Origin of the sequence: Novosphingobium sp. EMRT-2 (assembly GCF_005145025.1) — a bacterium.
In the GTDB taxonomy this organism is placed as follows: domain Bacteria; phylum Pseudomonadota; class Alphaproteobacteria; order Sphingomonadales; family Sphingomonadaceae; genus Novosphingobium.
Window position 1 is genome coordinate 2550082 of the sequence record NZ_CP039695.1, and the last position, 26479, is coordinate 2576560.

Consider the following 26479-nt stretch of genomic DNA (forward strand, 5'->3'; position numbering starts at 1 on the left):
TCGCCGTCGGCGACGCAAGTCTCGCTCCCCTCCCGCTTGCGGGAGGGGCCGGGGGGGGGGGCCTTCCATGCCCCTCCGTTCGCAAAACCGACAAGCCCGATTTTTGCCCGCGACGGCGCCATTACGTGTTGCGGTGCAGCATTGTTTGGCGCACTGTCCGCAACCATGATCAAGGCGGGTCTCCATCACCTCACGCGCTATTCCTACAACAAGCCGGTCATGCTGGGGCCGCAGGTCATCCGCCTGCGACCCGCGCCGCACAGCCGCACGGCGGTGCCCAACTATTCGCTGAAGATCAGCCCGGCCAACCACTTCCTGAACTGGCAACAGGACCCGCTGGGCAACTGGCAGGCGCGGATCGTGTTTCCCGAGCCGGTGGACCATTTCCAGATCGAGGTGGACCTGCTGGCCGAGCTGGCGGTGATCAACCCGTTCGATTTCTTCGTCGAGGAATACGCCGAGGAATACCCCTACACTTATGCGCCCGCGCTGGCCTCCGATCTTGCCGCCTATTTCGAGACGGAACCGCAAGGCCCGCTGTTCGATGCGCTGTACCAGCGCTTCCAGGGCCATCAGGGCCGCACGATCGATTTTCTCGTGGAGATCAACCAGGCGGTCAACCAGACCGTCGGCTATGTCATCCGCATGGAACCGGGCGTGCAGTCGCCCGAGGAAACGCTGGAGATCGGCACCGGATCGTGCCGCGATTCGGCGTGGCTGCTGGTGCAGTTGCTGCGCCGCCTGGGGTTCGCCGCGCGGTTCGTCTCGGGTTATTCGATCCAGCTGACGCCCGACGTGGTGGCGGTCGATGGACCGAAGGGCGTGTCGCAGGACATCTGCGACCTGCACGCCTGGGCCGAAGTCTATGTTCCCGGTGCCGGCTGGATCGGGCTGGACGCCACCTGGGGCCTGTTCGCGGGCGAAGGCCATATTCCGCTCTGCGCCACGCCGCACTACCGCTCCGCCGCGCCGATCGAAGGCGTGGTGATGGAGCCGGTCCATTCGGACTTCCGGTTCGAGATGGAAGTCTCGCGCATCCAGGAAGCGGTGCGGATCACCAAGCCGTTCACCGAGGCGCGCTGGGATGCCCTGCTCGCGCTGGGCGACAAGGTGGACGCCGATCTGGCGGCGGGCGACGTGCGCCTGACCATCGGCGGCGAGCCGACCTTCATCGCCGACGACGATTTCGAGGCGCCCGAATGGAACAGCGCGGCGGTCGGCCCGACCAAGGCCGCCTATGCCGACCGGCTGATCCGGCTGCTGCGCGAACGGTTCGCGCCGGGTTCGCTGCTCCACCACGGGCAGGGCAAGTGGTATCCCGGCGAAAGCCTGCCGCGCTGGGGCTATTCGATCTACTGGCGCGCCGATGGCGTGCCGATCTGGCGCGATCCATCGCTGATCGCCGGGGAACGGCTGCCGCAGGCGCAGCCGGCTGATGCCGATACGCCGCAGCCCGACGCCGCGATGGCGGAGGTGTTCCTGACCACCGCCGCCCGCAACCTGGGGGTGGAGGAGGACTTCGTCCAGCCGGTCTATGAAGACGCGGTGGAATGGATCGTGAAGGAGGCCGAGCTTCCCGCCAACACGAGCCCCACCGATCCGCAGCTGGACGATCCCGAAGTACGGCAGCGCTTCATGCGCACGTTCCAGCGCGGGCTGACCAGGCCGGTGGGCTATGTCCTGCCGGTGCAGCGCTGGCACGCCGCGCCATCGCGGGTGACGCGCTGGCAGAGCGAACGCTGGAAAGTGCGGCGCGGCGCGCTCTATGCGGTGCCGGGCGACAGCGCGCTGGGCTATCGCCTGCCGCTGGGATCGCTGCCGTTCGTGCCGCCGTCCGACTATCCCTATATCCACCCCCGCGATACCGCCGAGCCGCGCGAGCCGCTGGCCGATTTCCGCGCGCAAGTGGCGGAGCGCGGGCACCAGGTGCGCGATGCCGCGACCCCGGCGGAAGCCGTCGCCGAACAGGCGAGCATCGCCGTCGAAGGCCCGGCGGGGACGGCGCAACGCCGGATCGAACAGGTCGCGATCGAAGGCGCCGTCCGCACCGCGCTGACGGTGGAGCCGAAGGACGGCTACTTGTCCGTGTTCCTGCCGCCCGTGGAATCGCTGGACGATTATCTAGACCTGATCGCGGCGGTGGAGCAGGTCGCCGAGGAAACGCGCGTGCCGATCCGGATCGAGGGCTATCCACCGCCACCCGATCCGCGCCTGACGGTGCTGAAGATTACCCCCGATCCCGGCGTGATCGAAGTGAACATCCAGCCGGCAAAATCGTGGCGCGAAGCGGTGGACATCACCGAAACGCTGTACGAATGCGCGCGCGAAGTGGGACTGACGGCGGACAAGTTCATGGTCGATGGCCGCTCCGTCGGCACCGGCGGCGGCAACCACATCGTGCTGGGCGGGCCGACCCTGCTCGATTCGCCGTTCATCCGCCGGCCGGACCTGCTCAAGAGCTTCGTGCTTTACTGGCAGCGCCATCCCGCGCTCAGCTACCTGTTTTCAGGCATGTTCATCGGCCCGACCTGCCAGGCCCCGCGCATCGACGAAGCGCGGCACGATGCGCTCTACGAACTGGAGATCGCGCTGGCGCAGGTTCCCCCGCCGGATCAGCCGCAGCCGCCGGCCTGGGTGGTCGATCGGCTGTTCCGCAACCTGCTGGTCGACGTGACGGGCAATACCCACCGCACCGAAATCTGCATCGACAAGCTGTTTTCGCCCGATGGCCCGACTGGTCGGCTCGGCCTGGTCGAGTTCCGCGGGTTCGAGATGCCGCCCGACGCCAGGATGAGCCTGGCGCAGCAATTGCTGCTGCGGGCGCTGACCGCCTGGTTCTGGAAGCAGCCGCAGGACGGACCGCTGGTGCGCTGGGGCACGCAGTTGCACGACCGCTTCATGCTGCCGCATTACGTCTGGGCCGATTTCCTCGACGTGCTGGCCGATCTGCGCGCTGCGGGGTACGATTTCGATCCGGTGTGGTTCGAGGCACAGCGCCAGTTCCGCTTCCCGGTGCACGGCGCGGTCGAGGGCGGCGGCGTGCAGCTTGAAGTGGCGCACGCGCTGGAGCCGTGGAACGTGCTGGGCGAAACCGGCGCGATCGGCGGCACGGTGCGCTATGTCGACAGTTCGACCGAACGGTTGCAGATCCGCGCCAGCGGGCTGGTGCCGGGCCGCCACGTGATCGCCTGCAACGGGCGGCGGCTGCCCCTGCAGCCGACCGGCGTTCCGGGCGAGGCCGTGGCCGGGGTGCGTTACAAGGCGTGGTTCCCCGCCAACTGCCTGCACCCAATGATGCCGGCCCACGCGCCGCTGACGTTCGACATCCTCGATACGTGGAACGGCCGTTCGCTGGGGGGATGCGTCTATCATGTGGCGCATCCGGGCGGGCGGAACTATGATACCGTGCCCGTCAACGGTTATGAAGCGGAAGCCCGGCGCAAGGCGCGCTTCCAGGATCACGGCCATTCGCCGGGCAGCCAGGCCATTCCGGCCGAGGAAGCAGCAGGGGAGTTTCCGATGTCGCTCGATCTCAGGCGTCCCGCGCATCTGATCTGATGGCGTTGGTCGAGAACGCAGCGCCGCCCGCCCCGGCCATGAACCGGTTGCAGGACTATCCGGTCGACGTCGACGCGGGCGACCTGTTTCGCCATGCCTCGGGCGATGTCGCCGAAAAGTGGGTGGCCATGGCCAACGGCCTGTCCACGCTGGCGGCGGAATCGGGCCTTTCGGTGCAGGAACTGGTCGCGCGCCAGATCCAGGACATGGGCATGAGCTTCCGCATCGCCGGCGATGACGAGGAGCGCGAATGGCCGCTGACGCCGATGCCGCTGCTGATCGGCGCGCAGGAATGGGCGGAGGTGGAACGCGGGCTGATCCAGCGCGCGCGGCTGCTCGAACAGCTTGTGGCGGATATCTATGGCCCGCAGCGGCTGGTGGACGATGGTTTCCTGCCCGCCGCCGTGATCGCGGGCAGCCGCTATTTCGCGCGCAACATGGTGGGGCTGAAGCCGCGCGCCGATCATTACCTGCATGTCTATGCGGTCGATCTGGCGCGGGGGCCGCGCGGGCAGTGGCGCGTGCTGGGAGACCGGCTGCGGCTGGCCAACGGCATCGGCTATGCGCTGGAGAACCGCCTGGCCCTGTCGCGCGGCACCGGCACGCTGCTGTCGGAGATCAACGCCCGGCGCGTCGCGCGCTTCTTCGGCGATCTGCGCGCGGGAATTGCCCGCGATTGCCAGCGCGAAAGCCCGCGCATCGCGCTGCTCACGCCCGGCCGGTTCAACCAGAGCTATCCCGAACAGGCCCATCTCGCGCGTTATCTGGGCTTTCCGCTGGTGGAAGGGCGCGATCTGGCGGTGATCGACGATCGGCTCTATATCCGCACGATCGCCGGGCCGAAGCGGATCGACGCGGTCTGGCGCTGGATCGACACCAATGCGCTCGATCCGCTGAGCTTCGATGCGCGCTCGACCATCGGCGTGCCGGACATGTTCGATGCCTGGGCTTCGGGCGGGCTGGAGATGGCCAACTGGCCGGGCGTCGAACTGCTGGAGGCACCGGCCTTCGCCGCGTTCATGCCGCGCCTGTGCCGCACCCTGCTGGGCGAGGAGCCGCTGCTGCCGAACATCGCGACATGGTGGTGCGGGCAGCCGGTGGAAGCGGACATCGTGCGCGCGCGGTTCGACGAGTTCGTCATCACGCCGGCGTTCGGCCAGCCGGTCGAGGGGCTGGAGGACGGGTGCGGCGTAGCCGGGGCCAGCCTTTCCCCTTCCGCGCGCGACCTGCTGTTCGATGCGATGCAGCGGCGTCCGATGGACTACTGCGGGCAGGAAATCGTCCATCTTTCCACCACGCCCGCGCTGGTGGGGGATCGGTTCGAGCCGCGCCCGTTCACGCTGCGCGCGTTCGTGGCGCGCGGGCCGGATGGCGAATGGACCGTCATGCCCGGCGGATTCGCGCGGCTCGCGTCCTCCGGCGGGTTGCTCACCTCGCTGATGGGCGAAGGTGATCTCTCGGCCGACGTCTGCGTGGTCGATACGGCGGCGGTGCCGGATTACGGATCGACCACCCTGGGCGATGCCCCGGCGATCCGGCGCGGCGGCGGCATCCTCGCCAGCCAGGCGGCGGACAACCTGTTCTGGTTCGGCCGCTATTGCGAGCGCGCGGAAATGACGGTGCGGATCGTCCGTTCGATCCTGGGCAGTTCGATCGAGGTCGATGCCGGCGCGGGCATCAACCCCGCCGTGCGCGAAAAGCTGGTGGAACTGCTGTTCCTGTGGGGCGCGATCCGCGCGAAGGACCAGAAGCTGTCCGCGCACGAGGCCTGCCGCATCGCGCTGGGCGATGGCGGGCTGCCGGGCAGCGTCAGCACGCTGCTGGGGAACATCCGCGGCGTCGGCCTGTCGTTGCGCGACCGGTTCGCGCCCGATTTCTGGCGCATCGCCAGCCGGCCGATGCCCAAGCTGGATTCGCACCGGCCGGGCGCGCTACTGCGCGTGGCGCGCGAACTGGTGGAGCGGTTCGGCGCGCTGGCGGGGCTGGGGGCGGAGGACATGGTGCGCGGGCCGGCCTGGCGCTTCCTCGACATCGGCCGACGGCTGGAACGCGCTCTCGCGGTCTGCCGGATGACGCGCCAGCTGGGCGTGCTGCCGGAAGCCGATGCGCTGGGCGCGCTGCTGGACCTGTGCGACAGTCAGATAACCTACCGGTCGCGCTATCTCAGCCTGCCGTTGCGCGATCCGGTGCTGGACCTCCTGCTGCTCGATGGGGAAAATCCGCGCTCGCTGGTGTTCCAGTTGCAGACGCTCGCCGCACATGTCACCGTCCTGCCGGCGTTGGGCGAGGACAACCTGCCCGAAGCGCCCTTGCGCGAAACCCGCGCCGCGCTCGCGCCGTTCCTCAGCCTGACGATCGATGCCGTCGACGATGCTCTGCTGGGCGAAACCGAACGGCGCCTGCTGACCTTGTCCGAAGCGATTTCCGCGCGATACTTCCTGCAGTTCGAACGCTCCGAACCCGTCGTGCGCAGCAATCTGCTGGTATGATGGCCCGGCCATGATCTACGATGTCAGGCATCTGACCACCGTGCAATACGCGGGCGGCGTGCGTCTGGCGCGCTTCAACCTGCGCCTGAAGCCGGCGTCGTGGCCGGGGCAGATCCTGCGCGACTATGCGTTGAAGATCGATCCCGTGCCGTCCGCGATCCAGCAGGAAAGCGGCCCGTGGGTGGTCAACCGCGCCCGCCTGTCGATCGATGCGCCGCTGAAGAAGCTGTCGATCGAGGCCCGGTTCCGCGTGGAAGTGGCGCCGCCGTGTTTTTCGCTCGACATGGCGGTCAGCCCCACCGTGACGCAAGTGCGCGAACGCACGCTGGTGCGGCGCGATCTGTCGTCCACCAGCCCGGCCGGTTATCTCTACGGCTCCACGGTGGTGCAGATTTCGCCCGAGATCGCCGGCTGGGCGGCGCGGTTCTTCACCCCCGGAACGCCCACGCTGGCCGCCGGGCGGGCGCTGATGGAAGCGATCCACGGTGAGTTCAAGTACGATGGCAGCGCCACCGTGGCGGATACCCCGCCCGACGTGGCGTTCCGCCTGCGCCGCGGCGTGTGCCAGGACTTCGCGCACATCATGATCGTCGCCGCGCGCGCGCACGGCATTCCGGCGGCCTATGTCAGCGGCTATCTGCGCACGCTGCCGCCGCCGGGCAAACCCCGGCTGGTCGGCGCCGACGCGATGCACGCCTGGGTCAACCTGTGGTGTGGCGACGAACTGGGCTGGGTCGGCTTCGATCCCACCAACGCGGTCTTCGCGGGCACCGATCACATCTTCACCGCCATGGGCCGTGACTATGCCGACGTGGCGCCGATCGACGGCGTGTTTCTGGGCGGGGGGAGCCAGAACATGACGGTGGCCGTGGACGTGATTCCGGTCGACTGAGCAGGGCGGGCGCGCAGTCCGATCGGGCGGACGATTAATCCTTTTGGGTGAAGAAGCGGAATTGTGCGCCGGCGGCGCGTGCAATCCCGGCGCCGGTTCCTATCTTCGCGCGATCGGGCCAGGATGCCCGGAACAGGAGACAGGCGCATGGCGCGACCCAAGTTGTTCGAACCGCTTGAAATAGGCGGGCTTTCGCTTTCCAACCGCATCGTGATCGCGCCGATGTGCCAGTATTCCGCCGTCGATGGCGAGATGACCGACTGGCACCTCATGCACCTCGGCAACCTTGCCCAATCGGGTGCGGGCGTGCTGACGATCGAGGCGACCGCCGTGCTGCCGGAAGGGCGCATCAGCTATGCCGATGTCGGTCTGTGGGATGACCGGACCGAGGCGGCGATGGCCCGCGTGGTGGAAAGCCTGCGCCGCCATTCGCCGATGCCCATCGCCATCCAGCTGGGGCATGCCGGGCGCAAGGCTTCGACCGACAAGCCGTGGCTGGGCAAGGGCCAGATCGCGCCGGACGCGGACAACGGCTGGCAGACCGAGGCGCCTTCCGCGGTTCCGTTCGCCGCCGGAGAGAACCCGCCGTTGGCGCTCGACCGCGCCGGGATGGACCGCATCCGCGATGCCTTTGCCGAAGCGGCGCGGCGCGCGGCGCGGATCGGCATCGATGCCGTGCAGATTCACGGCGCGCACGGCTATCTGCTGCACCAGTTCCTGTCGCCGCTTTCGAACCGGCGGGACGATGCCTATGGCGGCAGCCTGGAGAACCGGATGCGGTTCCCGCTGGAAGTGTTCGATGCCGTGCGCGCCGCCTTCCCCGCGGATCGGCCGGTAACGGTCCGCGTCTCCGGCACCGACTGGGTGGACGGCGGCTGGGATGCGGAGCAGACCGTGGCCTTCGCGCGCGAACTGGAGCGCCGGGGCGCGGCCGCGATCCACGTCTCCAGCGGCGGGCTCGATCCGCGCCAGGCGATTCCCGTGGCTCCCGGCTATCAGGTGCCGCTGGCGCGCGCGGTGAAGCAGGCCGTATCGATCCCCGTGGTCGCGGTCGGGCTCATCACCGGGTTCGAACAGGCCGAACAGATCGTCGCTTCGGGCGACGCGGACCTCGTCGCGCTGGCGCGCACCGTGCTCTACGACCCGCGCTGGCCCTGGCACGCGGCGGCCCATCTGGGCGCCTCGGTCCATGCGGCGGACCAGTATCTTCGCTGCCAGCCGCACCAGTATCGCCATCTCTTCGCGGCGGACTGAAGCGCTGCCGACGCAAAAGGGCAAGGGCCTGGAGCACGTGGCCCCAGACCCCTGCCCGATGGCTCTACGCCCGCGTCAGAGCGCGATGCTGAGCGAAGCGCGGATCGAATAATCGACCACGCCCTGCGCTCGTTCAGCCCCGCCGGTCAGGCGCCAGGTGTAGTCCAGGCCGCCCTGCAGGATGCTGACCTTGCCGATCCAGGCCGACTTCAGGCTGTCCGGCGTCAGCGCGAACTGGTTGCCGTCGGTGAAGTTGGCCAGCGTGGTGCCGAGATGGCCCGAAAGCTGGTTGCGCCGGCCGCCTTCCACTTCGACGGTGAACGGGCGGCCTTCATAGGAGCTGGGGCCGCTGCTCCAGCTGGCGACAAGCGTGGTCGTGCCGGTCAGCGCGCTGCTGTTGCGCCCGGCCACCTCCAGGATGATCGGCGCGCTGCCGGTCTCGTCATAGGCGTTTTCGTGCAGGCGATAGTATTCGACGATCGCCTTGGGGCGCAGCTGGAAGTTGCCGCCCACATCGAAGCCATAGGATGCGCCGCCCGATCCCGTGATCATCCAGCCCTTCCACTTGCCCGCAGCGGTATAATTGAAGCTGGTGCCGCTGACGGCCCCCGTGAACGTGCGCGCGGAGGTTGCCGAAAGGCGGCTCCCCCCCACGCGGGCGAAGGCGTAGAACGGCCCCTTGGCCATGCGCCAGAAGGCGCCGACCTCGAGGTTGCTGGTCTTCACCGACTGGTAGCTGCTGGTGTTCACCTTGCCGCTGATCCAGGTAAGCGAAAGGCCGACGTTGCCGATGCCCGTCACGCGTTCAAGCCCGCCGGACAGGCCGAAGCCGTGGTCGGAGAAGCCGGCGGTGCCGGTCGTCTGCTTGCCGCCGTGGAAATAGATCGGCTCGAACCAGCCGCCCACGTTGCTGATCGTGAACAGCGAGGAATCGTCCTGCACGTGCTGCGCGGCAAGGCGCGAACCGCGCGTCACGAAATCGAACACGCCGCCGGCATAATCGGGCATCAGCTGGTTGAACTGCGCTTGCAGCGTGGGCGCGTCCGCCACCTGCAGCAGGTCGGTTTCGAGCGCCGAAGGGGTGCCGCCGGCGGCCGTCAGCGCCTGGGCCTGCGCGATGATCGGGTTGTAGATGGCGCCTTGCGCGGCGGTCAGCCCCAGTTGCGCGGCGGTCTTGCGGGCGATGGTGAGTTGCAGGTTGTTGCCCTGCGTGGCCAGCGTGCCGGCGTAGAGGACCGGCAGGGCCAGATTGCTGGCGCTCAGGTTCGAAGCGCCGGTAAGGCCGTTGGACGTCAGCACCGTATAGGTGCCTTCCGCCTTGGCGATGGACGTGAGCGAGGCGGTGATCTTCGATCCGCTGGCGAACGTCGCGGTATTGGTGACGAAGGTGGAATTCGTGCCGGTGGTGCCATCGATATAGACGCCCAGCGTGCCGTTCGCGCCCACGTTCAGCGTGTTGACCGCGATGTTGCCGGTCGCGTTGGCGGCGAACAGGCCCGAGTTGACGTTTACCGTTGCCTGCGAACCGCCCGTGACGGTGCCCCGCCAGATCGAGCTGTCGTTGAGCGTCAGCGTGGCCGGCTGGTCGTTGAAGATCAGCGTGCCGGTGAAGCGCGAATTGCCGCCCATCGTCATCGTGGCGGTGCCCGTGCCGAAATCGATGTTGCCGATATACTTCGAATCGTCGGCCATGATCACGGTGTCGTTGCCGGCGCCAAGGAACGTGTTGCCGGTGATCTTGCCGGTTTCGACGTCCAGCGTGTCATTGCCGCTGCCGGTGTAGATGTTGCCGGTGATCGCCGCATAGACCGTGGCGGTATCGACGTTGTAGCCCGCCGCGGCCTTGTCGGTCTTTTGCGAGGCCGCATCGGTCGCGTTGAGGTACTGCTTGACGGTGACGCCGCTGGTGTTGGCGGAAAGATCGATCGCCCCGGACTGGCTGCCCTGGTTGGAGGTGATGAAGCCGGTGTTGTTCACCGTCGTCAGCGTGCCCGACAGGTCGCGGACCGCGTAGGCGCTGATGCCCAGCGATGTGCTGGCGGCCTTGACCGTGCCGCTGACGTAAAGCGTGGGAACCGTGGAGCCCTGGTTGATGAGAATGGCGGTGGCGTTGGCATCGTTGGTCGTCGCGGTGACGTTGCCGTTGATGCCGATGCCGCCGGCCAGGTTCACGTTGCCGCCCTTGCCCCCGATCACGATGCCATAGGCGTTGGTCGAGCTGTAATAGGCATTGGCGGTCACGCTGCCGTCCACCGCCACCGAATAGGTGCCATCGTTGCTGGCCACGGTGCCGATCGCGATGTTGTTCGCGCCGCCGATCTGGAGCCCGGGGCTGCTGCCATAGGACTGGATCGAGCCGGTGGTCTCGGTCGACGTGCTGGAATTGGGAGCCGCGATCAGGACCCCGCCCGCGACGTTTCCGTCCACTTCCACCGCGGCTGCCCCGCTTTGCAGCGCGGTGCGCGAAAGAACCTGCGAGGTGCCGTCGTCGGCGGTGTAGGTGGTGGCTTGCCCCAGGGTGCCGTTGATCTTCAGCGTGCCGCCGATATCGCCGCTGGTGACCAGCGCCTGCGCGCCCTGGCCGATCGCCGTGACGGTTCCGCCCACGGTGACATTGCCGGTTACCGCGGACGTGCGGATGCCGGCGCTGTTATCGCCCTTTACCGAGATCGTGCCGGTATTGGCGAGATTGCCGTTGAGCGTCGAATCGAGCGCGATGCCGGCGGAATTGAGCCCTTCGACCGAGATCGTGCCCGAATTGGTGACCGATCCGGTCACCGTGCCGCCCGATAGCACGTGGATGCCGTACCGGTTCGATGCGGCCGCGATCGGGCCATCGGCGATGTTGACGCCGTTGTTGGTAATGAAGGGGGCCGTGTAGTTTTCGGTGACGTTGATCGCGCCGGCGTTCGATATCGTCGTGCTCGTGCCGGGGTTGACGGTGATCCCGGTCGCGCCGTTGCCCGCACCCATGGCGATCGTGCCGCCCGAAGCCACGGTGGCGGTGTTGGAGGAATCGACCGTCACCGCGCTGCCGTTGACCAGCGTGATCGTGCCGCCGCTGGCGACGGTGACGTTGCCGCCCGTGGACGTGAGGACCGGGGTGGTGCTGTTGCCGCTGACCGTGGTGTCGGCCAGGGCAACCTCTGCGCCCAGCGCGAAGGTCAGCGTGGCGAACGAGACGGTGGCGAGGAAACGGGGCGTGCGGTGACGATGCATGGGGGGACGTGATCCGTGAAATGGGGCCTGCGACGAATCGCAGGCCCGGTTTTGTGGTGCGACCCGCAAGCTCGACTGATGCCGGCGGTGTTCTCGACAGGGCGGAAACAACGCGACATCAAACTTCAAGGGTAAGGGGCCACGGTGGTTCCGGTGATCAAAACGGCCCAGCCCGCCAAACCCTTCGCGCCGGGGGCGTTGAAATATTTCGTTGCGCAACATCGGTAAATTTGCCGTTCAGGGTTGGACCGCCAGCAAGAGCCGGGCCGTTGGTTCCCGATGAGGGGACCGCGCGTGGAGGCGACAGTCGGTGTGACTTTCCTAGGCGATTCCGGAGCGGACGGGGCATTCGTGGCCGATCACGCCTCGCTTGCGCCCGACGCTCCCATGCTGTGGTCGGCGTTCGACGACCTGTCTTTGATGGGCGAAGTGGGACGTGGCGTGATCGCCGCGTTTTCCGTGCTGGTCGAACGGCATACCCCCGCGCTCTACCGCGTGGCCATGCGCATGCTGGGCGATGGGCACGAAGCCGAAGACGTGGTGCAGGAATGCTTCACGCGCCTGTGGCAGCAGGCCCCGCGATGGCAATCGAGCGGGGCGGGGCTGGTGGGCTGGCTCCATCGCGTCGCGATGAACTTGTGCTTCGACCGGAAGCGCCGTTTTCGCGTGGTGATCACGCCCGATCTGCCCGAACGGGCCGATCCCATGCCGCTTGCCGACGCCACGATCGAAGCGGATCAGGCGCGCGCAGCCGTGGCCGGGGCCTTGGCGGACCTGCCTGAACGGTATCGGGCCGCGCTCGTGCTGTGCTATTACGAGGGCTTCACAAACGCGCTTGCCGCCGAAGTTCTGGAACTTAACATAAAGGCCATGGAATCGCTTCTGTTCAGGGCACGGCGTCACCTGCGCGAATTGCTGGAAGCGCGCGACGTGGGCGTTGCCGATCTGCGCGCGCGCGAACCGACCGTGGCCTATGGCATGGAACTGCGGGCATGAGGCGGGTTATCCCCATCGCGCCCGCCGCGCGCGAAGCGGCGCTGGACCGCGCGCTAGATCAGTTGCCCGCGCCGGCGGTTCCCGCTGACCTCATGGCCCGGATCGTGCGGGACGTGCCGCTGCTGCCCCAGGCCGCCGCGCCCCAGGCGCTCGCACCCGCTGGCGTGGCGGTGCGGCCGGTCGCGGCGCAGGTGGCGGCGTCCGTTCCGTCCCAGCGGGCACGCCATCCCGTCTGGCGGCGGCTGGCGGCTGGCGGCGGCATCGGCGCACTGGCTGCCGGAATAGCGGCCGTGGCGATGATCGGCATGGGTGCCGATCCGCCGGGCGTTCCGGCGAACGGAGGCGGCGCTCCGATGGCATTCGCGCCGGCGGTGCCGGCGGACACGGCTGACGGAAAGCCAACCGCTCTCGCAGCTCCGCAGGCGAAACTGGCTGCCGCTGCCGCAAGCCCTTCGCGGCCTGTCCCCGCGCAGGAAGCGCTGCCGGAAGAAGACGCTATTCCGCTCGAGGCATCGCCCACCGTTCCGGCGGAAATGACGCCCGAGGTTCTCGCATCGGCGGCCGCGGCGCCGAAGGGCGAACTGGTCGGCCCCCGCGATGACGACGGTGAAAAGACGGGGCCGCAGATACCGTCGCGCGGATTGATGGGGCCGCCCGCGCCGCAGGCGTACGGCTATGTCGGCGCGCTCTCTCCGCCTGGAGGTGGCTCCGCCGCCGTGCCCGGGGCGCCAGCGCAGGAAAATTCCGCACCCGCGCCCGGACGAGGCGCTGGCGGCCGGATGCCCGGCGGTGCCGGCGGCGGTCATCCGTTCTGAGCATCGCGGGGCAAGGTAGCCCCTCATTGCATCACCCCTGCCGGAAACAGGACCGCATGCGTGGCCGCCGCGGTGAGATCGCGCTTCTGCCAGAACGTCGGGCGGGGGCCGGCTAACGACACGCGCAGCATGCCCTCCAGCCCCGGCGAGGCGCACAGGTTGTCGCTATCCGCCTGAATGCAGGTGACGTTGAGACCCCGCAACAGGCGCAGGGTACGATGCGGATCGCTGTCGGGCAGGTCATGCAGCCGCAGCCACGCCGGCCCCGCGTAGAAATGGACCGTGGGATCAGGGCGGATCAGCACCACGGACGAAATGCGATGCCGCAGATCGGGCGGAACCGCGCCGAGGCCGGTGTCGAGAATGTCCGCGCCGAACGCGAAGCCGATCAGCGCGACGTGCTCGGCGCCGCTGGCCGAAAGCGCCTCGCGAATGCTGTCATCCACCAGTTGATCGACATAGGCCCGGTCCCTATCGCCCACGAACAGGGAGGGGGTATCCACTCTCAGCACAGGCACGCCTTGGCGTCGCAGGGCTGCTGCTATGTCGGGTTCGTCGCCCAGCGGCAGCAGTCCGGCCGTCCCGGCGAAATAAACCGCGACCGGGCGGCCGGTGATGGATTGCGCGGCGGGTTGAAAGCGCGTCGGATCGCGCAGGAAGCAACCGCCTGCCCCGACCGCCGCTACCGCGACGATGGGGAGGACGGCTGCCCAGCCCAGCAATTTGCGACCCAAAGAGCTATCGGCCATTTGCTCCGAATACCCGCTGCCCTCTATCCCGCGCGTGGGGAAAGCATTAACACGCTGTCATCAACTGTCATGGAACGGGTTTGTGGCTGGACGTATCCTGCTGGTCGAAGACGATCCCCAGATCGGTGATTACATCGCGCGGGGACTGGATGAGGAAGGTTTCACGGTCGATCGCGCCACGACCGGGCGCGACGGCCTGTTCCTGGCCACCGACAGCCAGTTTGACGTGGTGGTGCTGGACCGGATGCTGCCGGGGATGGACGGCCTTTCCGTGCTGAAGGCGCTTCGTGCGGCCGAAGTGCGGACGCCGGTGATCATCCTGTCGGCGCTGGGCAGCACCGATGACCGGATCGCGGGGCTGACAGCGGGCGCGGACGACTACCTCGGCAAACCGTTTTCCTTCGCCGAACTGCTGGCGCGCGTGCAGGCGCTGATCCGCCGTGGCGGCGGAACGGCGCAGAAGCCGGCGCAGGAAACGACATTGCGGTGCAGCGATCTCGAACTGGACCGGCTCACCCGGCAGGTGCGCCGGGGAACGCGCAAGATCGCGCTGCAGCCGCGCGAATTCCGCCTGCTGGAATACATGCTGCTGCACCAGGGCGAGGTGGTGACGCGGACCATGCTGCTGGAGGCGGTGTGGGACTATCACTTCGATCCCGGCACCAACGTCATCGACGTGCATATCAGCCGGCTTCGGCGCAAGATCGACGACGGGGAGGATCAGCCGCTGTTCCACACGGTGCGCGGGGCGGGATACCGGCTGGCGCTGGACTGAGCGGAACCGATGTCGGCCCGGCGGCGCCCTTCTCCCACCATGATGCGGCTGGTGGCCGCCGTGTTCGTGCTGCAACTTCTGTCCAGCATGGCGGCGATCTTCTTCCTGCGCTCCGAGATGCTGGAAGTGGTGCGCAGCGATCGCGTGCGGCAGGTGACCGACCTGCGCGATGACCTGCTGACGGCCTATTACGACGGCGGTCGCGACGAACTGGCCAATTTCATCAACGCCAAGCGCGGCAGCGCGGCCGACCCCACGGTGTTCATCGCGCTTTCGGGGCAGGGGCCGACGATCCTCAACAACCTGTCGCGCGTGCCCTCGATTTCGGTATCGGCGCAGCCGCACATCGTGCACATCCATCGCGGCCCCAGCCTGCCCGAAACGGAGGGGATGGCGATCGCCAGCAGTCTGCCCGGCGGCGACACGCTGGTCGTCGGCGTGCTCGGCGCGGTCGAGCGGCGCTTCACGCTGGCCTTCGCGGCGGCGATCGGCCTTACCGTCGTCATCGCCGTAGCCCTTGCCACCGTGAGCGCGCTGCTGCTCGGCTTCGTGATCAGCCAGCGCACGCATGAGATCGCCGACACCGCGGCGGAACTGGCTTCCGGCAATTTCGGCGCGCGCCTGTCGACGCGGGATACGGGGGACGGGTTCGATCACCTGCGCCTGCAGATGAACCTGATGGCGGAACGGATCGACGAACTGGTCTCGCAGCTCAGCGCCATTTCCGGGGCGCTGGCGCACGATCTGCGCTCGCCCGTCACCCGGCTGTCGGCGGCGATCGACACGGCGCTGGCGCGCGTGGACGAACCCGGCGCGGCGGACGCGCTGCAGGCGGCGCGCGCGGATGCCGACGCCCTGCGATCCATGCTGGAAAACGCGCTGGAGATCAGCCGGCTGGAAGGCGGCGCCATCCAGGATCGCCGCGTGCCGCTGGATCTGGCCGCCGTGGCCGAGGATCTGGTCGAACTCTACGAACCGCTGGCGGAACAATCGGGTGTGACGCTGTGTGCCGATGCGCGCAGCGTCACCGTGCCGGCCGATCGCGAATTCCTGTCGCGCGCGCTCGCCAATCTGATCGACAATGCGCTGAAATATGGCGGCTCCACGATCACGGTCGCCACGCGCGCGGTCGAGGGCTGGGGCGAGATCATCGTTAGCGACGATGGACCCGGCATTCCCGAGCAGGACCGGGCGCGCGTGGTCGAACGGTTCGTGCGGCTGGACAATGCGCGCACGCGCACCGGGGGCGGGCTGGGGCTCGCCATGGTCGCCGCCGTGGCGCGGCTCCATGGCGGCGAACTGGTGCTGTCAGGTGAGCGCGGGCTCGTGGCTACCCTGCGGCTCCCGCGCTGAAGGCGCTTCGGGCGGAGCGGCGGGGGCCGGAGCGGCAGCGGTGGCCGACGGGGCGACGCTGACGCGGCCGGTCCGTTCCAGCTTGCCCCAGCCGATCCCCAGCCCCGCCGTCGCCGCGCCCACCGCGCGGATCACCACGCCGTACATCAGCTGGCGATAGACGAAGCGTTGCGTCAGCAGCAACAGTGCCGGGAAGCGCTTTTCGCGCACGTCGAGGCGATAGGCGATCCAGCCGCACAGCAGGTCCACGGTGGTAAAGCCGATCCAGTAGATGCCCATGCGCAACACGTCGGTCTGCGTCTGGTCCCAGCCGTGCTGCATCACGCGCACGATCGTTCCCACGATCGAGATGCCGAGCGCCAGATCGATCAGCGGCGAAATCAGCGCGAACAGGATCTGGAACAGCCAGGCCTGCGGCATACCCACGAAGGCAAGGCCGCTGGGGTGCCGCTCGCGCAGGATCGCGCGGTGCTTCCACAGGCACTGGAGCGTGCCGAACGCCCAGCGGAAACGCTGTTTGCCCAGCGCGCGCAGCGTTTCGGGTGCTTCGGTCCACGCCACCGCGTCCTCGTCGTAGGCGATCTTCCAGCCCTTGCGCTGGATGGCGATGGTCAGGTCCTGGTCCTCGGCCAGCGTGTCTTCGGGATAGCCGCCGATTTGCTCGAGCGCGCTGCGCCGCCAGGCGCCCACCGCGCCGGGCACCACCATGATCGCGTCGAACCGGGTCAGCGCGCGGCGTTCGATGTTCTGCGCGGTGACGTATTCCACGGCCTGCCAGCGCGTGACGATGTTCACGCGGTTGCCCACCTTGGCATTGCCGGCGACCGCGCCGATGCGATCGAGTTCGAACCAGCGGACCAGCTTGCTGATCGTCTGCGGCTCGAACTGCGTATCGGCGTCGAGCGCGACGATGATCTCGCCACTGGCCTGCGCCAGCGCCCGGTTGAGCGCCGAGGCCTTGCCGCCGTTGGCCATGGTCATCAGCCGCACGCGCGGCTCGTTGCCGAAGGCGGCGGCCACGATCGCGCTGGTGCGATCCTTTGATCCGTCGTCCGCCACGATCACTTCCATGTGCGGATAGTCGCTGGCGAGGATGCGGTGGACCGACGCCTCGATCACCCGCTCCTCGTTGTAGGCGGGGATGATGACGCTCACCAGCGGACGATAGGCGGACTCGCGCGACAGGCCCAGGCGGCGTTCGGGGAACAGGGCCAGCGCGGTCATGCTGATCGCCCGCGCCATGCCGAGCGCGATGGCGAAGAAGAAGATCCAGTCCAGACCGTCGATCGCCGCCGCCAGGCTCGAGAAGATCGCCACGTCGGCGCGCACGGCCAGCAGATCCAGCCCGGAAACCTGCGGCATCACGTCGTCGCGGGTCAGGCCGGCCAGCGTCGATACCGGCACGAAGCGATAGCCTTCGGCCTGCAGCGTGGCGATGATGCGCGGCAGCGCCTTCACCGTTTCCGCCCGGCTGCCGCCGCCATCGTGCAGCAGGATCACGTTGGCGGAACGATCGCCGTTGCCGTTGCGCACGGCATCGAGCGTGCGCTGCACGATCTCGTCGGCGCTGCGGCCCTTGACCCAGTCGCCCGGATCGGCGTGGAGGCCGACGATGGTATAGCCCTGTTGCTGCGCCACCAGCGCCGGCCCCAGCTCATCGGTCGTGGTCGGCTCGGCATCCCCGAAATAGGGCGCGCGGAACAGGCGGGTGGAACGGCCGGTATAGGCTTCGATCAGCCGCTGCGTGGCGTTGAGCTCCAGCTTGATGCCGGTGTCGCTCTCGTCCGCCATGTTCGGATGGGTATAGCTGTGGTTGCCTATCTCGTTGCCTTCGGCAACCAGGCGGCGCAGCAGCCCCCGGTTGCCCACGCCGTTTTCGCCGATCACGAAGAACGTGCCGGGCACATGGTACTGTTCCAGCACGGAAAGGATCTGCGGCGTCCAGACCGGATCGGGGCCGTCGTCGAAGGTCAGCGCTACCAGCTTGGGCCGGTCGCCGGTGCGGCGCACGACATAGGGCGTGGGCAGCGTCTGGTACTGTTCGCTGGTGATCAGGTTCGAGCGCGGATCGAACGACACGGCGCGCTGGCCGGGCGTCGGCGTCGCGTCGATGCGCAGGATCTCGCCATTGTCCTCGACATCGGCATTGGTCGATTCGCTGATGTGGCCAAGATCGGGGCGCGCTCCGCCCGCGCGCCCGGTCCGGGCGCCGGCGTTCCAGCTCTTGAGCGCGTTCCAGAAGCCGGGGTCTTCCGATCCCAGCCGCCACAGCGCGACCGAATTGAGCCCCATGCGCGAAAGGACCTGCATCTGGTTCCAGCTGGCGGCGGCATCGAGCAGCCACACGTCGTGGCGGACGTTGTTGTCGGTATAGGCGAAGCCGGCGTTGCCGCTCGCCTTGTCCCAGGTGGGGTTCGCCCCGCTGTCGTGCGCGGCGAGCCAGGCTTCCTCGACCGTCAGGCTGTCGGCATGGCCTTCGTGCCAGTCATAGGCATAGTTGCCCAGCGCGACGATGATCTTGCTGGCGGCCACGCCCTTCAGCGAATCGGCAAGATGGGCCGCGAACCAACCGTTTGACGCGATCGGACCGGGTTCGCCACCCTGCCAGTGCTCGTCATAGGCCATGAGCACGACCTTGTCGGCGACTTGCGCGAAGGTGCGCGCGGACCAGGCCGGATCGTCGACCGGCATCGTCACCGACACCACCCGGTGCTTCGGCGCAAGCCGCGCGTGCAGATCGGCCACGAACTGGCGGAGCAGCCCCAGGCTGCCTTCCGGCATGTTCTCGAAATCGACCATCACCCCGCCGTCGCCGGTCTTGTCGAGAAACTGGTCGACGCCCTGCACCAGCGCGGCGCGGCGGGCCGGGTTGGCCAGCGCGCGGGCAGTGCCCGCGCCGTCCCACGTTCCGTTGCTGGCGTTCTGCAGCACCGGGACGACCAAGGGGCGGTGAATTGCGGCGGCCAGCACGCGGCGCATCCGGGCGTCGTCGTTGGCATGGAGGTTGCCGGCCTGGTCGATCGACATCAGCGTCGGCGCGACCCAGTCCAGCTCGCCGGAATGGTGCGCCAGCGTATCGGCGCTGTCATCGGTCCAGGAGGTGTAAAAGCCGACGGTCAGCGGCGCGCCGGGCTTGCGCGCGGGCGCGGGATTGCGGCCGAACAGGCGTTCGATCCGGTGGGAGAGGCGGCTGACCTGCGCCTTCAGGGGCAGCGGTGCGGTGCGTTCGGTCCCGAACGGAAGGGGGGAAGGGGCGCTGACGGTCGCCACGGTCGTCGCGAAAATCACGCAGACGGCCAGCAGGAGCGCCAGAATCGCGAAGGCGCCGCGGCGGGTCCAGCGGCGGCGACGGCCAGTCGGATCGAAAAAGATTGGACGTGACACCAGCATTCCCCGGTTCTGGCCCAGCGCCATCGGAGGCGCGGCCGGTGACGGCAAGGCAGTTGGAGAATGTATCGGAACAGGGGACCGTCACGTTGCGATCCATCGACAACTGCCTTGCCGCCGAGCTGGTTTCTAGGCTGGCGCACGCAACGGCGGCGTGAGCAAAACATTACGTTTTGGCCATGGAAGGTCCGTTCCGGATTTCCGAACATCATCAATGGCATTTGACCACTGTCGCGCCGGCGTCCGTGCGCTTACACCGGTCGCCAGCAGAAGGTGAGATCATGGTGCAGCCCGTCTATTTCCTGTCCCACGGCGGAGGCCCCTGGCCCTGGCTGGAAGGCCCGTTCCGGCGCGATTTCGATTGGCTCGAAGCCTCGCTCAAGGCCCTGCCCGGGCAGTTGCCCGAACCGCCCAAGGCGGTGCTCGCGATTTCCGGGCACTGGGAGGAGGCGGAATTCACCGTATCCTCCGCGGCCCAGCCGGGGATGGTCTATGACTATTTCGGCTTTCCCGAGCACACCTACCAGATCCGCTATCCCGCGCCCGGTTCGCCCGCAGTGGCGGGACGCGTGCTGGATCTCGCCGCGCAGGCCGGCATCGCGATGAACGCCGATCCGGCGCGCGGGTTCGATCACGGCACGTTCTCGATGCTCCAGCCGATTTATCCCGACGCGCACGTGCCGGTCGTCAGCCTGTCGATGAAGCAGGGCTATGACCCGGCCGCGCATCTGGCGCTGGGGCGGGCGCTGGCGCCGCTGCGCGCGGAAGGCGTGCTGATCATCGGCTCCGGTCTGTCCTATCACAACCTTCGCTTGTTCGACGCGCGCGCGTTCGAACCCTCCGCGCAGTTCGACGCCTGGCTGCGCCATGCCCTGATCGACCTGGCGCCGGAAGACCGCGCGCGGGCGCTGGAGCAGTGGGATGCCGCGCCTTCCGCGCGGATCGCCCACCCGCGCGAGGATCACCTGATTCCGCTGATGGTCGCGGTCGGCGCGGCGGGAAGCGATCCGGCCACCTGCATCTATTCGCAGAACGATCTGCGCGGCGGCATCACCGCGTCGGCCTATCGCTTCGGCGAGGACCGTAGCGCCAGCGGGTTCGATCGGCTGGCGGCGTGACCGGTCAGCGCCCGTCGAGCCGCCGGCCCATCGTCACCACCGCCTGATCCTCGTACCCCAGCGCGGCATAGAAAGCGCGGGTCGGCAGGTTGTCGGTGCGGACCATGAACATGATCTTGGGGCAATCGCGCGCCCGCAGCCAGGCTTCGGCGGCGGCCATGAGACTGCGGCCGACGCCCTGCCGCTGCCGACCGGGCGCGACGCCCAGATAATAGACCCAGCCCCGGTGCCCGTCGAACCCGACCATGACCGCGCCGGCGGGCGTATCCCCGCCGTCCTCGGCCACCAGCACCGTCGACGCCGGGTTTTCCAGCGCCAGCCGGTAATCCGTCTCGGGATCGTTCCATGGCCGCGTCAGGCCGGCGGCGCGCCACAGCGCGATCACCGGATCGCGATCATCGGCGGTGGCGTCGCGCAGCGTTATCGGCACAAGCCGATCATTCCCATTCAATTATCGGCTGAATGGCCTATCTAATTGAAAAACATAGCGAAAAAATTTTTTCAAAAATGGTTATACCGTCACCCTTACCGTCGAAAAGCTACCGCTTATGAAAACATTGGCTTTTTTCGGCTCATTGGCATGGGAAAGACTTCGCCATCTATCGCCGGTGACGAAGCCGATGCCATTTGAGCAGTACGAATGGCGAACGTGCTCGCAACAACCTTATCGTATCGATTCAAGAGCCGGTTTGCCATCCTCGTAGAAGGATTCCTTCTTAAGCGCTCTTGGCCCCCAAGCACGTCAAACCGCCGCTTCGATCTACCATTTCAACCCGCCGTTAAGCCGGCCCAACAGCAGCATCGTTTCAAATTTCCATATATGGCCGATATTGATCGATTGCTGGTCATATTTGACTACATGCCTAGCGCGAGCTCGGTCTCCGCGTTCATGAACGCCGGTTCGTAATCCCGCGCCAATGCACCTGACACGCCCACCTGACGCAGAGTCTCACGCCAGCCTTCCGATATGTGCCGTGCGGTATCGCGGATGATCTGCCTCGCTTCCTCGGGCGGGATCTCGAAAAACTCGCAGGCTTCAAGCGCGAGCGCGATGGACCGATCATGCGCGCCGCCCTCCAGGATAGCAGTTTCCAGGTGCGGATTTCGATCCGGTGCGGGGTTCACATCGAACACGGGCGACAACCGCCATTGGCCTCCTCCAACATAAAGGAAGCCATGGTTTTTCAGATGATCGTCCTTGTTTGACACGAGGACCGTGAAAATCAGGCGCAGGAAAAGCTCGCGAAAATCGGCTTTGGGATCGGCGCCATAGGCACGGATAAAATCGACGATCTCCGTATAAGAGCCCAACTCCGTCCCGGTCTTCCCAAGTGCCGTGCGCGCTGAGATATAGGGAATCCGGGAACTGCCTCGCCGGTCGAACCGCTGGATCAGCGCGACCGGAAAGGGAGTGTCGGCGAGTTCCAGCCTGGCCGTAGGCGTGCGAATGCCGCAAGCCTGGGCTAGCCGAAGCGTCGCGACCTCGACCCTTTCGATCGGCTGCTGATCGTGGACCGAGGTGAATTTGGCCAACCATAGCGTATCGCCGTCCTGGACATTGGCCTTGGGCCGGGCGCCGCCCGAACCGCCCGCGCCCGCCAACGCCTGCATCTCTTCGGCAGAGATCTCCTTACCCTGCTCATAGGCGCGGGCAATGGCCGTTATCGCTTCCAGCTCGAGGAGGCGGGGCACGGCGTCACCCGCTTTACCGCGAATGATCTCTCCATCGTCGCCCTGGAATCGCAGTGCGCCCTGACGACAAGCGTCGTCGGACAGCGTCAGATACTCAAACTCGCTCAGACCATTGCCATAGGCACGTTCGAGAAGGCGCCGTCCCCAACTGTCCGGCGCGGCATCGGCGAAGACGCCCGCCAGTGCATCACGCATGTTCCCCGGCTGGCCCGACGTATGAAAAGGGCCGCCTTCCAGAGGAAGATCCGGCTGCACGGCAAAGGCCCGGGGATTTTCTATCCAGGCAGCGTCATAGGCAAAGGTCGAGAACTGCCGCGGCCCCGCTGCTGTGAAACGCAGCTGACCGACGGGCACACGACTGTCGCCAAGAACAACCTGGGCAGCAAACTCCGCCATCAGAACGACGCCCCGTCAGGATCGACCACGTCATCGAGCGCGCGCGTCGGATCCGACTTGGCCTTTTGCTTTCTGATCCTCGTCGCGAAAGACTTGCCTCGCTGCGGCAGGCGCTCGGTAGACAGCGCAAGCCCCAGGTCATCCTTGCGGACATCGATCAGATCGGCCAGCCGTTCGACAAGCCCGAGAACGACCAGCACATCCGCAAGCGTCCCGATAGCAACGCCAGGGTCGCCCTTTTCGAGCCGCGCGATAGAACTGGCCGATGTTCCGGCGCGCATGGCCAGGTCCGCAACCGCAATACTGCGCCGTAGCCGCGCATTTCGAATGTCCTGCCCAAGCCTTTCGAGGGCTGGTCCGACCTTTGGAGAGCCCATGATAATGCCCCACATCTGGTGAATTACGGTGCAATATTTGTCATATTTGATGAGTTATGTCAAGTCCGTGGTGGTCATGTAACGCGGAATAGCCGAAAACATGCCTTACCCTTCTCCCGGTAGAAGGCGAAATCTGACTAGTGCCTGGCCAACCTCGGCTGGCCTCAGGATGATGGCGAGAACTATTCCTTCCGCCCCTGAGGGCTCTTTCCGGCATCCAGAAACATCGGGAAGAAGCTGCGCTGGGTCTTCACCTTGATGATGTCATTGACGCCGATCGTGTTCGCTTTGCGTCTCTCGCCACCGGCTGGCGTGATCACCTCAAGATCGGGGTTCTCGATGATCGCGGCATGGACGTCATCGGCATGCGCCGGCGTGACGTTGTAAATGCTCTCATAGAACTCCATCACCGACATGGCATCACCAGCTTCAGTCACGAGACGGGGGACGTCATCAAGAAGCTGGGTCTTGGCCGAGGCACGGCCATTGTCGTCGAAGAGATAGAGCATCCCCTCATCATGGCGCGGGTCATAGGACAACATGTTGAGGCCCGATCGGCCGAAGTGGGCCTGAAGGCTGGCATTGTCGTGGAGGATATTGTTGTAAACTTGCCGTGCCCGATAAGCGTTGGCGAAGTGGATCAGCCAATAGCGCCAGCCGCCAGGGTTGTTGATCGAGAACGGACTCACATAGGGCGCGCAAAGCCGGAAAGCGTCGAAGACGATCTTCTCTGCGGTTCCGAGCCAATCCTTCTGGCTCATCAACCCGTCCAATGCCTGGACATCGCCGCTGGCGAGACCGAGATGATCGAGTTGCGCACGCAGGCGCTCCGGCTGGTCTTTCTGGAGGAACGCCAGCAACGAACTGATAACGAAGGTGTAGAAGATCTCGGCCGCAGGATACGAGTGCATGATGTCAAGAATCGTATTCCGCTCGACATGGCTGTGGCCGCACTGGTCCAGGTTGAAGATCACGCTGCGATAGCGTCCTTGCTCCAGGAAACGCTTGATTTTGGGATAGGCGGTTTCGAAAAACTCGTTGAGATACTCGACGCGCAGATGGAGCTTCGGGCAGGTCGCGACGATGTCGGCCTGGAGCGGCGCCACATGCGTTTTTAGAAGTTCGATCGCGTCACGGCTGGCATCGTTGAAGACCAGCAGGCACTCGACCTCGATCGCGTTCAAGCCCTGTGCCGCGCGATGCGTGTTCACGGCCTCGGTGGCTCGCTTCAACTCTTCGATGAAAATCAATGGGGAGCCCGATGTCCCGCACTGGTAGCGGCCGCCCCCGGCGAAGCCATCGACGATGGCCAGCCGAAAACGTTCCTGCTGCGGCAGCTTGCAGCGAACGGTCAGGTAATCGAAGCAATATTCACGGAGAATCTTGTGTTTGCGCCGCGAATGCTCCTCAAGCTTTGCGCCGTCAGCCCACTCGTATCGCTTCTCAACCATAGCATCCCCCCAAGCCTATCTGACGATCACGCGAACGCTTGCGCCGCCGTGGGCATTTCATCCCAGGTCTGACCGCGATATTCGCGGCCGTTCGCCTTTTTCGATCGCTTCTTGTTGTCTTTCCCCCAGGTCCCCCACTGCTTGAAGAAGAAGGCCGTACCAGCCGACAGGCACTGGACATAAATCTCGTCGATCCATTCCTCCCGGATGGGACGGGCTGACTTCCCGCTTTCCCCGCCCACGATAGCCCAATGGATGCCGCGCAGATCGACGGTCCCTACAGACCCAATCAAGGGTTCGAACGATATGAAACGGATCGCGGCCGGCGCAGCACGCAGGGCATCGATCCTGCCCACCACGTCCCCGTCTTCGATACTTGTGCCGAGCCAGACGTTCGGCAGCACCTCTCCGATCTTGGTGGCGACCAGTTCCGCCATACGCTCGGGCCGTTTCGTCAGAATCTGATAATTATGGTGTGGCGTCTCACGCATTACCTTCCAGACATCGAGAATGAAGGCGTCCGTGACCTGCTCGTGAAACAGGTCGCTCATCGAATTGACGAAAATCTTGCGCGGCTTGCGCCAACCATAGGGAATCGCAAGCGCATCCCGATCCTCACGCACAACGCCGTTCCAGACCGTTCTCTGCCCGCTCTTGCGGGTCAGGCCGGCATATTTCTGGATGTGCATGGCATCAAGGCGCTTAGCCATCTCCATGGCATAGCAATGGGTGCAGCCGGCAGAGATGATCGAGCAGCCGGCAACAGGATTCCATGTGGCGTCCGTCCATTCTATTTGGGTTTCAGCCATTGCACCCTCCCGTGCGAAGTTCGATCTGCTTAGGCATCATTTTGTCATTTCTCTCGGTTCATACGCGACCCTGCCAACGCTTTGCGCGAGCCACGTCGGAAGCTGTGGCGCTACGGCGACCAACTCGCCGAACACGCCGGGCGGCATCTTCCGCTTCAACGTCTTGAGCGCCGTTTCTGCTTTCTCCGGGCCAAGCCAGGCCAGCGCCCGCACGGCCTCCCCTGCCGGCCGGTTGGCCAAGGCCAGTTGCCAGCGCGGCGCATGCCGCAATTCCACGACCTGCTTGCCGAGGTGCATCTTTCGGCTGCGCCCGGAGGTCAGATAGACCGAGTGGACGGGCACTTGCGTCGTCAAGCCAAGGGCGTTCGCCGCGGCGGCGCCGTTCGAGACGATGACCTCCCCCTTCTGGGTGGCAAGGGCCTCGACAGCCTGCTCGACCGAAGGCGTGCGCGTGCCGAACCGGCTGGTAATGGGGCGCAGATAGACGCCACGACCGGCGCGGATGAGCTGCCCGCGATCCGTCAGGCGCGACAACGCCTGATCCACGGCTGCCCGGTTTCCGAGGTGCAGCAGGCTCTTGGCGGACACAGGAGCACCTTCGGGCAGGCCCGTCGCATGCGACAAAATCTGTTCGGTCAGCCGAGTCATGGTCTTTCCCCTGTTAGAAAAATACGCGGTTTTCTGACAGTTTTCAAGGAACCCTTCTGAAGGGACAGGACCGGATAAGGGGGGAAGGCCTTCCCCTGCGGCCGAGCCAGGGTCTCGGCCCACCCCTTCTGCGGGGAGAGCCCCGCAACGCCCCCAGTAGAGTGAGAGTGCAGACCGGGTTTTCCATGACGGGTTGAGGACTGGAGAAGAGGTCTCCGGCGCCCGTCGCGGAGAACCGCGATGTTCAGGAAAGACGCCAGCGCACGCCCCGGCTCGGATCGGGCGAACCTTTACGACGACATCACCGGCAAGATCATCGCCGAGTTGGAGGCGGGCCGCTTCCCTTGGGTCCAGCCCTGGGGATCGGCCTCAGTCAAGGCGCCCCTCGCCATGCCGAGGAACGCCGCGACCGGGCGGCATTATTCGGGGTGTTGAGTTGCACTGAGAAGTGACCCGGGAGGGTTATAAGTTTTCACTGAGAATTGACCCATGTTTTCCTCG

At 66.4% G+C, this 26479-nt stretch carries 18 protein-coding genes and 1 pseudogene; 10 read left to right on the forward strand and 9 right to left on the reverse strand.

All coding sequences use genetic code 11. From position 1 onward, the window contains the following. The first annotated feature begins 165 nt into the window (after window positions 1–165). From FA702_RS12530 to FA702_RS12545, 4 genes are all read left to right on the forward strand, one after another. The gene (locus tag FA702_RS12530; RefSeq protein ID WP_136956419.1) at window positions 166–3558 is read left to right on the forward strand and encodes a DUF2126 domain-containing protein; all 3393 of its coding nucleotides are present in this window, start codon (window positions 166–168) and stop codon (window positions 3556–3558) included. After that, complete coding sequence (locus FA702_RS12535; protein WP_136956420.1) at window positions 3558–6047, forward strand: circularly permuted type 2 ATP-grasp protein; 2490 nt, start codon at window positions 3558–3560, stop codon at window positions 6045–6047. Before FA702_RS12530 ends, FA702_RS12535 begins: the two co-directional genes overlap by 1 nt. 10 nt (window positions 6048–6057) lie before the next feature. After that, window positions 6058–6939: a transglutaminase family protein gene (locus FA702_RS12540; protein WP_136956421.1), complete on the forward strand. Its 882-nt coding sequence runs from the start codon at window positions 6058–6060 to the stop codon at window positions 6937–6939. Window positions 6940–7086: 147 nt separating this feature from the next. Continuing rightward, window positions 7087–8193 (forward strand): NADH:flavin oxidoreductase/NADH oxidase, encoded by a 1107-nt coding sequence (locus FA702_RS12545; protein ID WP_136956422.1) that lies wholly within the window; start codon window positions 7087–7089, stop codon window positions 8191–8193. A 75-nt stretch (window positions 8194–8268) separates the two neighbouring features. Here the strand turns inward: FA702_RS12545 and FA702_RS12550 are convergent, their stop codons facing one another. Further along, a complete protein-coding gene (locus FA702_RS12550; protein WP_136956423.1) occupies window positions 8269–11412 on the reverse strand; it encodes an autotransporter outer membrane beta-barrel domain-containing protein in 3144 nt (1047 codons plus the stop codon). A 312-nt stretch (window positions 11413–11724) separates the two neighbouring features. On the opposite strand from FA702_RS12550, the gene FA702_RS12555 reads away from it, so the two are divergent. Both FA702_RS12555 and FA702_RS12560 read left to right on the forward strand, forming a co-directional pair. After that, the gene (locus FA702_RS12555; RefSeq protein WP_255504562.1) at window positions 11725–12408 is read left to right on the forward strand and encodes an RNA polymerase sigma factor; all 684 of its coding nucleotides are present in this window, start codon (window positions 11725–11727) and stop codon (window positions 12406–12408) included. Beyond that, window positions 12405–13223: a hypothetical protein gene (locus tag FA702_RS12560; protein WP_136956424.1), complete on the forward strand. Its 819-nt coding sequence runs from the start codon at window positions 12405–12407 to the stop codon at window positions 13221–13223. Before FA702_RS12555 ends, FA702_RS12560 begins: the two co-directional genes overlap by 4 nt. Window positions 13224–13246: 23 nt before the next feature. Here the strand turns inward: FA702_RS12560 and FA702_RS12565 are convergent, their stop codons facing one another. Next, window positions 13247–13972, reverse strand: a complete 726-nt coding sequence (locus FA702_RS12565; RefSeq protein ID WP_136956425.1) for an AcvB/VirJ family lysyl-phosphatidylglycerol hydrolase — start codon at window positions 13970–13972, stop codon at window positions 13247–13249. A gap of 82 nt (window positions 13973–14054) precedes the next feature. On the opposite strand from FA702_RS12565, the gene FA702_RS12570 reads away from it, so the two are divergent. Both FA702_RS12570 and FA702_RS12575 read left to right on the forward strand, forming a co-directional pair. Continuing rightward, complete coding sequence (locus FA702_RS12570) at window positions 14055–14747, forward strand: response regulator transcription factor (RefSeq protein WP_124808111.1); 693 nt, start codon at window positions 14055–14057, stop codon at window positions 14745–14747. Window positions 14748–14786: 39 nt separating this feature from the next. Then, window positions 14787–16100 carry an ATP-binding protein gene (locus FA702_RS12575; protein ID WP_136957397.1) on the forward strand — a complete coding sequence of 438 codons (1314 nt, stop codon included), beginning with the start codon at window positions 14787–14789 and terminating at the stop codon, window positions 16098–16100. On the opposite strand, the gene FA702_RS12580 is transcribed toward FA702_RS12575, so the two are convergent. Further along, the gene (locus tag FA702_RS12580) at window positions 16056–19484 is read right to left on the reverse strand and encodes a glycosyltransferase (protein ID WP_136956426.1); all 3429 of its coding nucleotides are present in this window, start codon (window positions 19482–19484) and stop codon (window positions 16056–16058) included. The genes FA702_RS12575 and FA702_RS12580 overlap by 45 nt on opposite strands. Window positions 19485–19768: 284 nt before the next feature. Between FA702_RS12580 and FA702_RS12585 the strand changes: the two genes are divergently transcribed. Continuing rightward, window positions 19769–20605: a class III extradiol ring-cleavage dioxygenase gene (locus FA702_RS12585; RefSeq protein WP_136956427.1), complete on the forward strand. Its 837-nt coding sequence runs from the start codon at window positions 19769–19771 to the stop codon at window positions 20603–20605. A 4-nt stretch (window positions 20606–20609) separates the two neighbouring features. On the opposite strand, the gene FA702_RS12590 is transcribed toward FA702_RS12585, so the two are convergent. The 6 genes from FA702_RS12590 to FA702_RS12615 form a co-directional block, all read right to left on the reverse strand. After that, complete coding sequence (locus tag FA702_RS12590) at window positions 20610–21035, reverse strand: GNAT family acetyltransferase (protein ID WP_136956428.1); 426 nt, start codon at window positions 21033–21035, stop codon at window positions 20610–20612. Window positions 21036–21460: 425 nt separating this feature from the next. After that, window positions 21461–22693 carry a type II toxin-antitoxin system HipA family toxin gene (locus tag FA702_RS12595; protein WP_136956429.1) on the reverse strand — a complete coding sequence of 411 codons (1233 nt, stop codon included), beginning with the start codon at window positions 22691–22693 and terminating at the stop codon, window positions 21461–21463. Then, window positions 22693–23085 carry a helix-turn-helix domain-containing protein gene (locus FA702_RS12600; RefSeq protein ID WP_210417538.1) on the reverse strand — a complete coding sequence of 131 codons (393 nt, stop codon included), beginning with the start codon at window positions 23083–23085 and terminating at the stop codon, window positions 22693–22695. Before FA702_RS12600 ends, FA702_RS12595 begins: the two co-directional genes overlap by 1 nt. A gap of 167 nt (window positions 23086–23252) precedes the next feature. Next, window positions 23253–24521 carry a three-Cys-motif partner protein TcmP gene (locus tag FA702_RS12605; RefSeq protein ID WP_054362403.1) on the reverse strand — a complete coding sequence of 423 codons (1269 nt, stop codon included), beginning with the start codon at window positions 24519–24521 and terminating at the stop codon, window positions 23253–23255. Between the two features lie 26 nt (window positions 24522–24547). Continuing rightward, window positions 24548–25330, reverse strand: coding sequence for a DUF5131 family protein (locus FA702_RS12610; protein ID WP_136956430.1), 783 nt, complete (start codon window positions 25328–25330; stop codon window positions 24548–24550). A 36-nt stretch (window positions 25331–25366) separates the two neighbouring features. Continuing rightward, window positions 25367–25978, reverse strand: coding sequence for a DUF6088 family protein (locus FA702_RS12615; protein WP_136956431.1), 612 nt, complete (start codon window positions 25976–25978; stop codon window positions 25367–25369). A 240-nt stretch (window positions 25979–26218) separates the two neighbouring features. Here FA702_RS12615 and FA702_RS12620 point away from each other — a divergent pair. Then, window positions 26219–26407, forward strand: a pseudogene (locus FA702_RS12620) (ArdC-like ssDNA-binding domain-containing protein); the annotation flags it as partial. Window positions 26408–26479 lie beyond the last annotated feature (72 nt).

Coding starts and splice junctions, on each gene's coding strand:
- FA702_RS12610 (WP_136956430.1), bottom strand. CDS start 25,330: ATGGCTGAAACCCAAATAGAATGGACGGACGCCACATGGAATCCTGTT.
- FA702_RS12615 (WP_136956431.1), bottom strand. CDS start 25,978: ATGACTCGGCTGACCGAACAGATTTTGTCGCATGCGACGGGCCTGCCC.
- FA702_RS12605 (WP_054362403.1), bottom strand. CDS start 24,521: ATGGTTGAGAAGCGATACGAGTGGGCTGACGGCGCAAAGCTTGAGGAG.
- FA702_RS12565 (WP_136956425.1), bottom strand. CDS start 13,972: ATGGCCGATAGCTCTTTGGGTCGCAAATTGCTGGGCTGGGCAGCCGTC.
- FA702_RS12595 (WP_136956429.1), bottom strand. CDS start 22,693: ATGGCGGAGTTTGCTGCCCAGGTTGTTCTTGGCGACAGTCGTGTGCCC.
- FA702_RS12585 (WP_136956427.1), top strand. CDS start 19,769: ATGGTGCAGCCCGTCTATTTCCTGTCCCACGGCGGAGGCCCCTGGCCC.
- FA702_RS12575 (WP_136957397.1), top strand. CDS start 14,787: ATGATGCGGCTGGTGGCCGCCGTGTTCGTGCTGCAACTTCTGTCCAGC.
- FA702_RS12540 (WP_136956421.1), top strand. CDS start 6,058: ATGATCTACGATGTCAGGCATCTGACCACCGTGCAATACGCGGGCGGC.
- FA702_RS12600 (WP_210417538.1), bottom strand. CDS start 23,085: ATGTGGGGCATTATCATGGGCTCTCCAAAGGTCGGACCAGCCCTCGAA.
- FA702_RS12535 (WP_136956420.1), top strand. CDS start 3,558: ATGGCGTTGGTCGAGAACGCAGCGCCGCCCGCCCCGGCCATGAACCGG.
- FA702_RS12550 (WP_136956423.1), bottom strand. CDS start 11,412: ATGCATCGTCACCGCACGCCCCGTTTCCTCGCCACCGTCTCGTTCGCC.
- FA702_RS12545 (WP_136956422.1), top strand. CDS start 7,087: ATGGCGCGACCCAAGTTGTTCGAACCGCTTGAAATAGGCGGGCTTTCG.
- FA702_RS12560 (WP_136956424.1), top strand. CDS start 12,405: ATGAGGCGGGTTATCCCCATCGCGCCCGCCGCGCGCGAAGCGGCGCTG.
- FA702_RS12530 (WP_136956419.1), top strand. CDS start 166: ATGATCAAGGCGGGTCTCCATCACCTCACGCGCTATTCCTACAACAAG.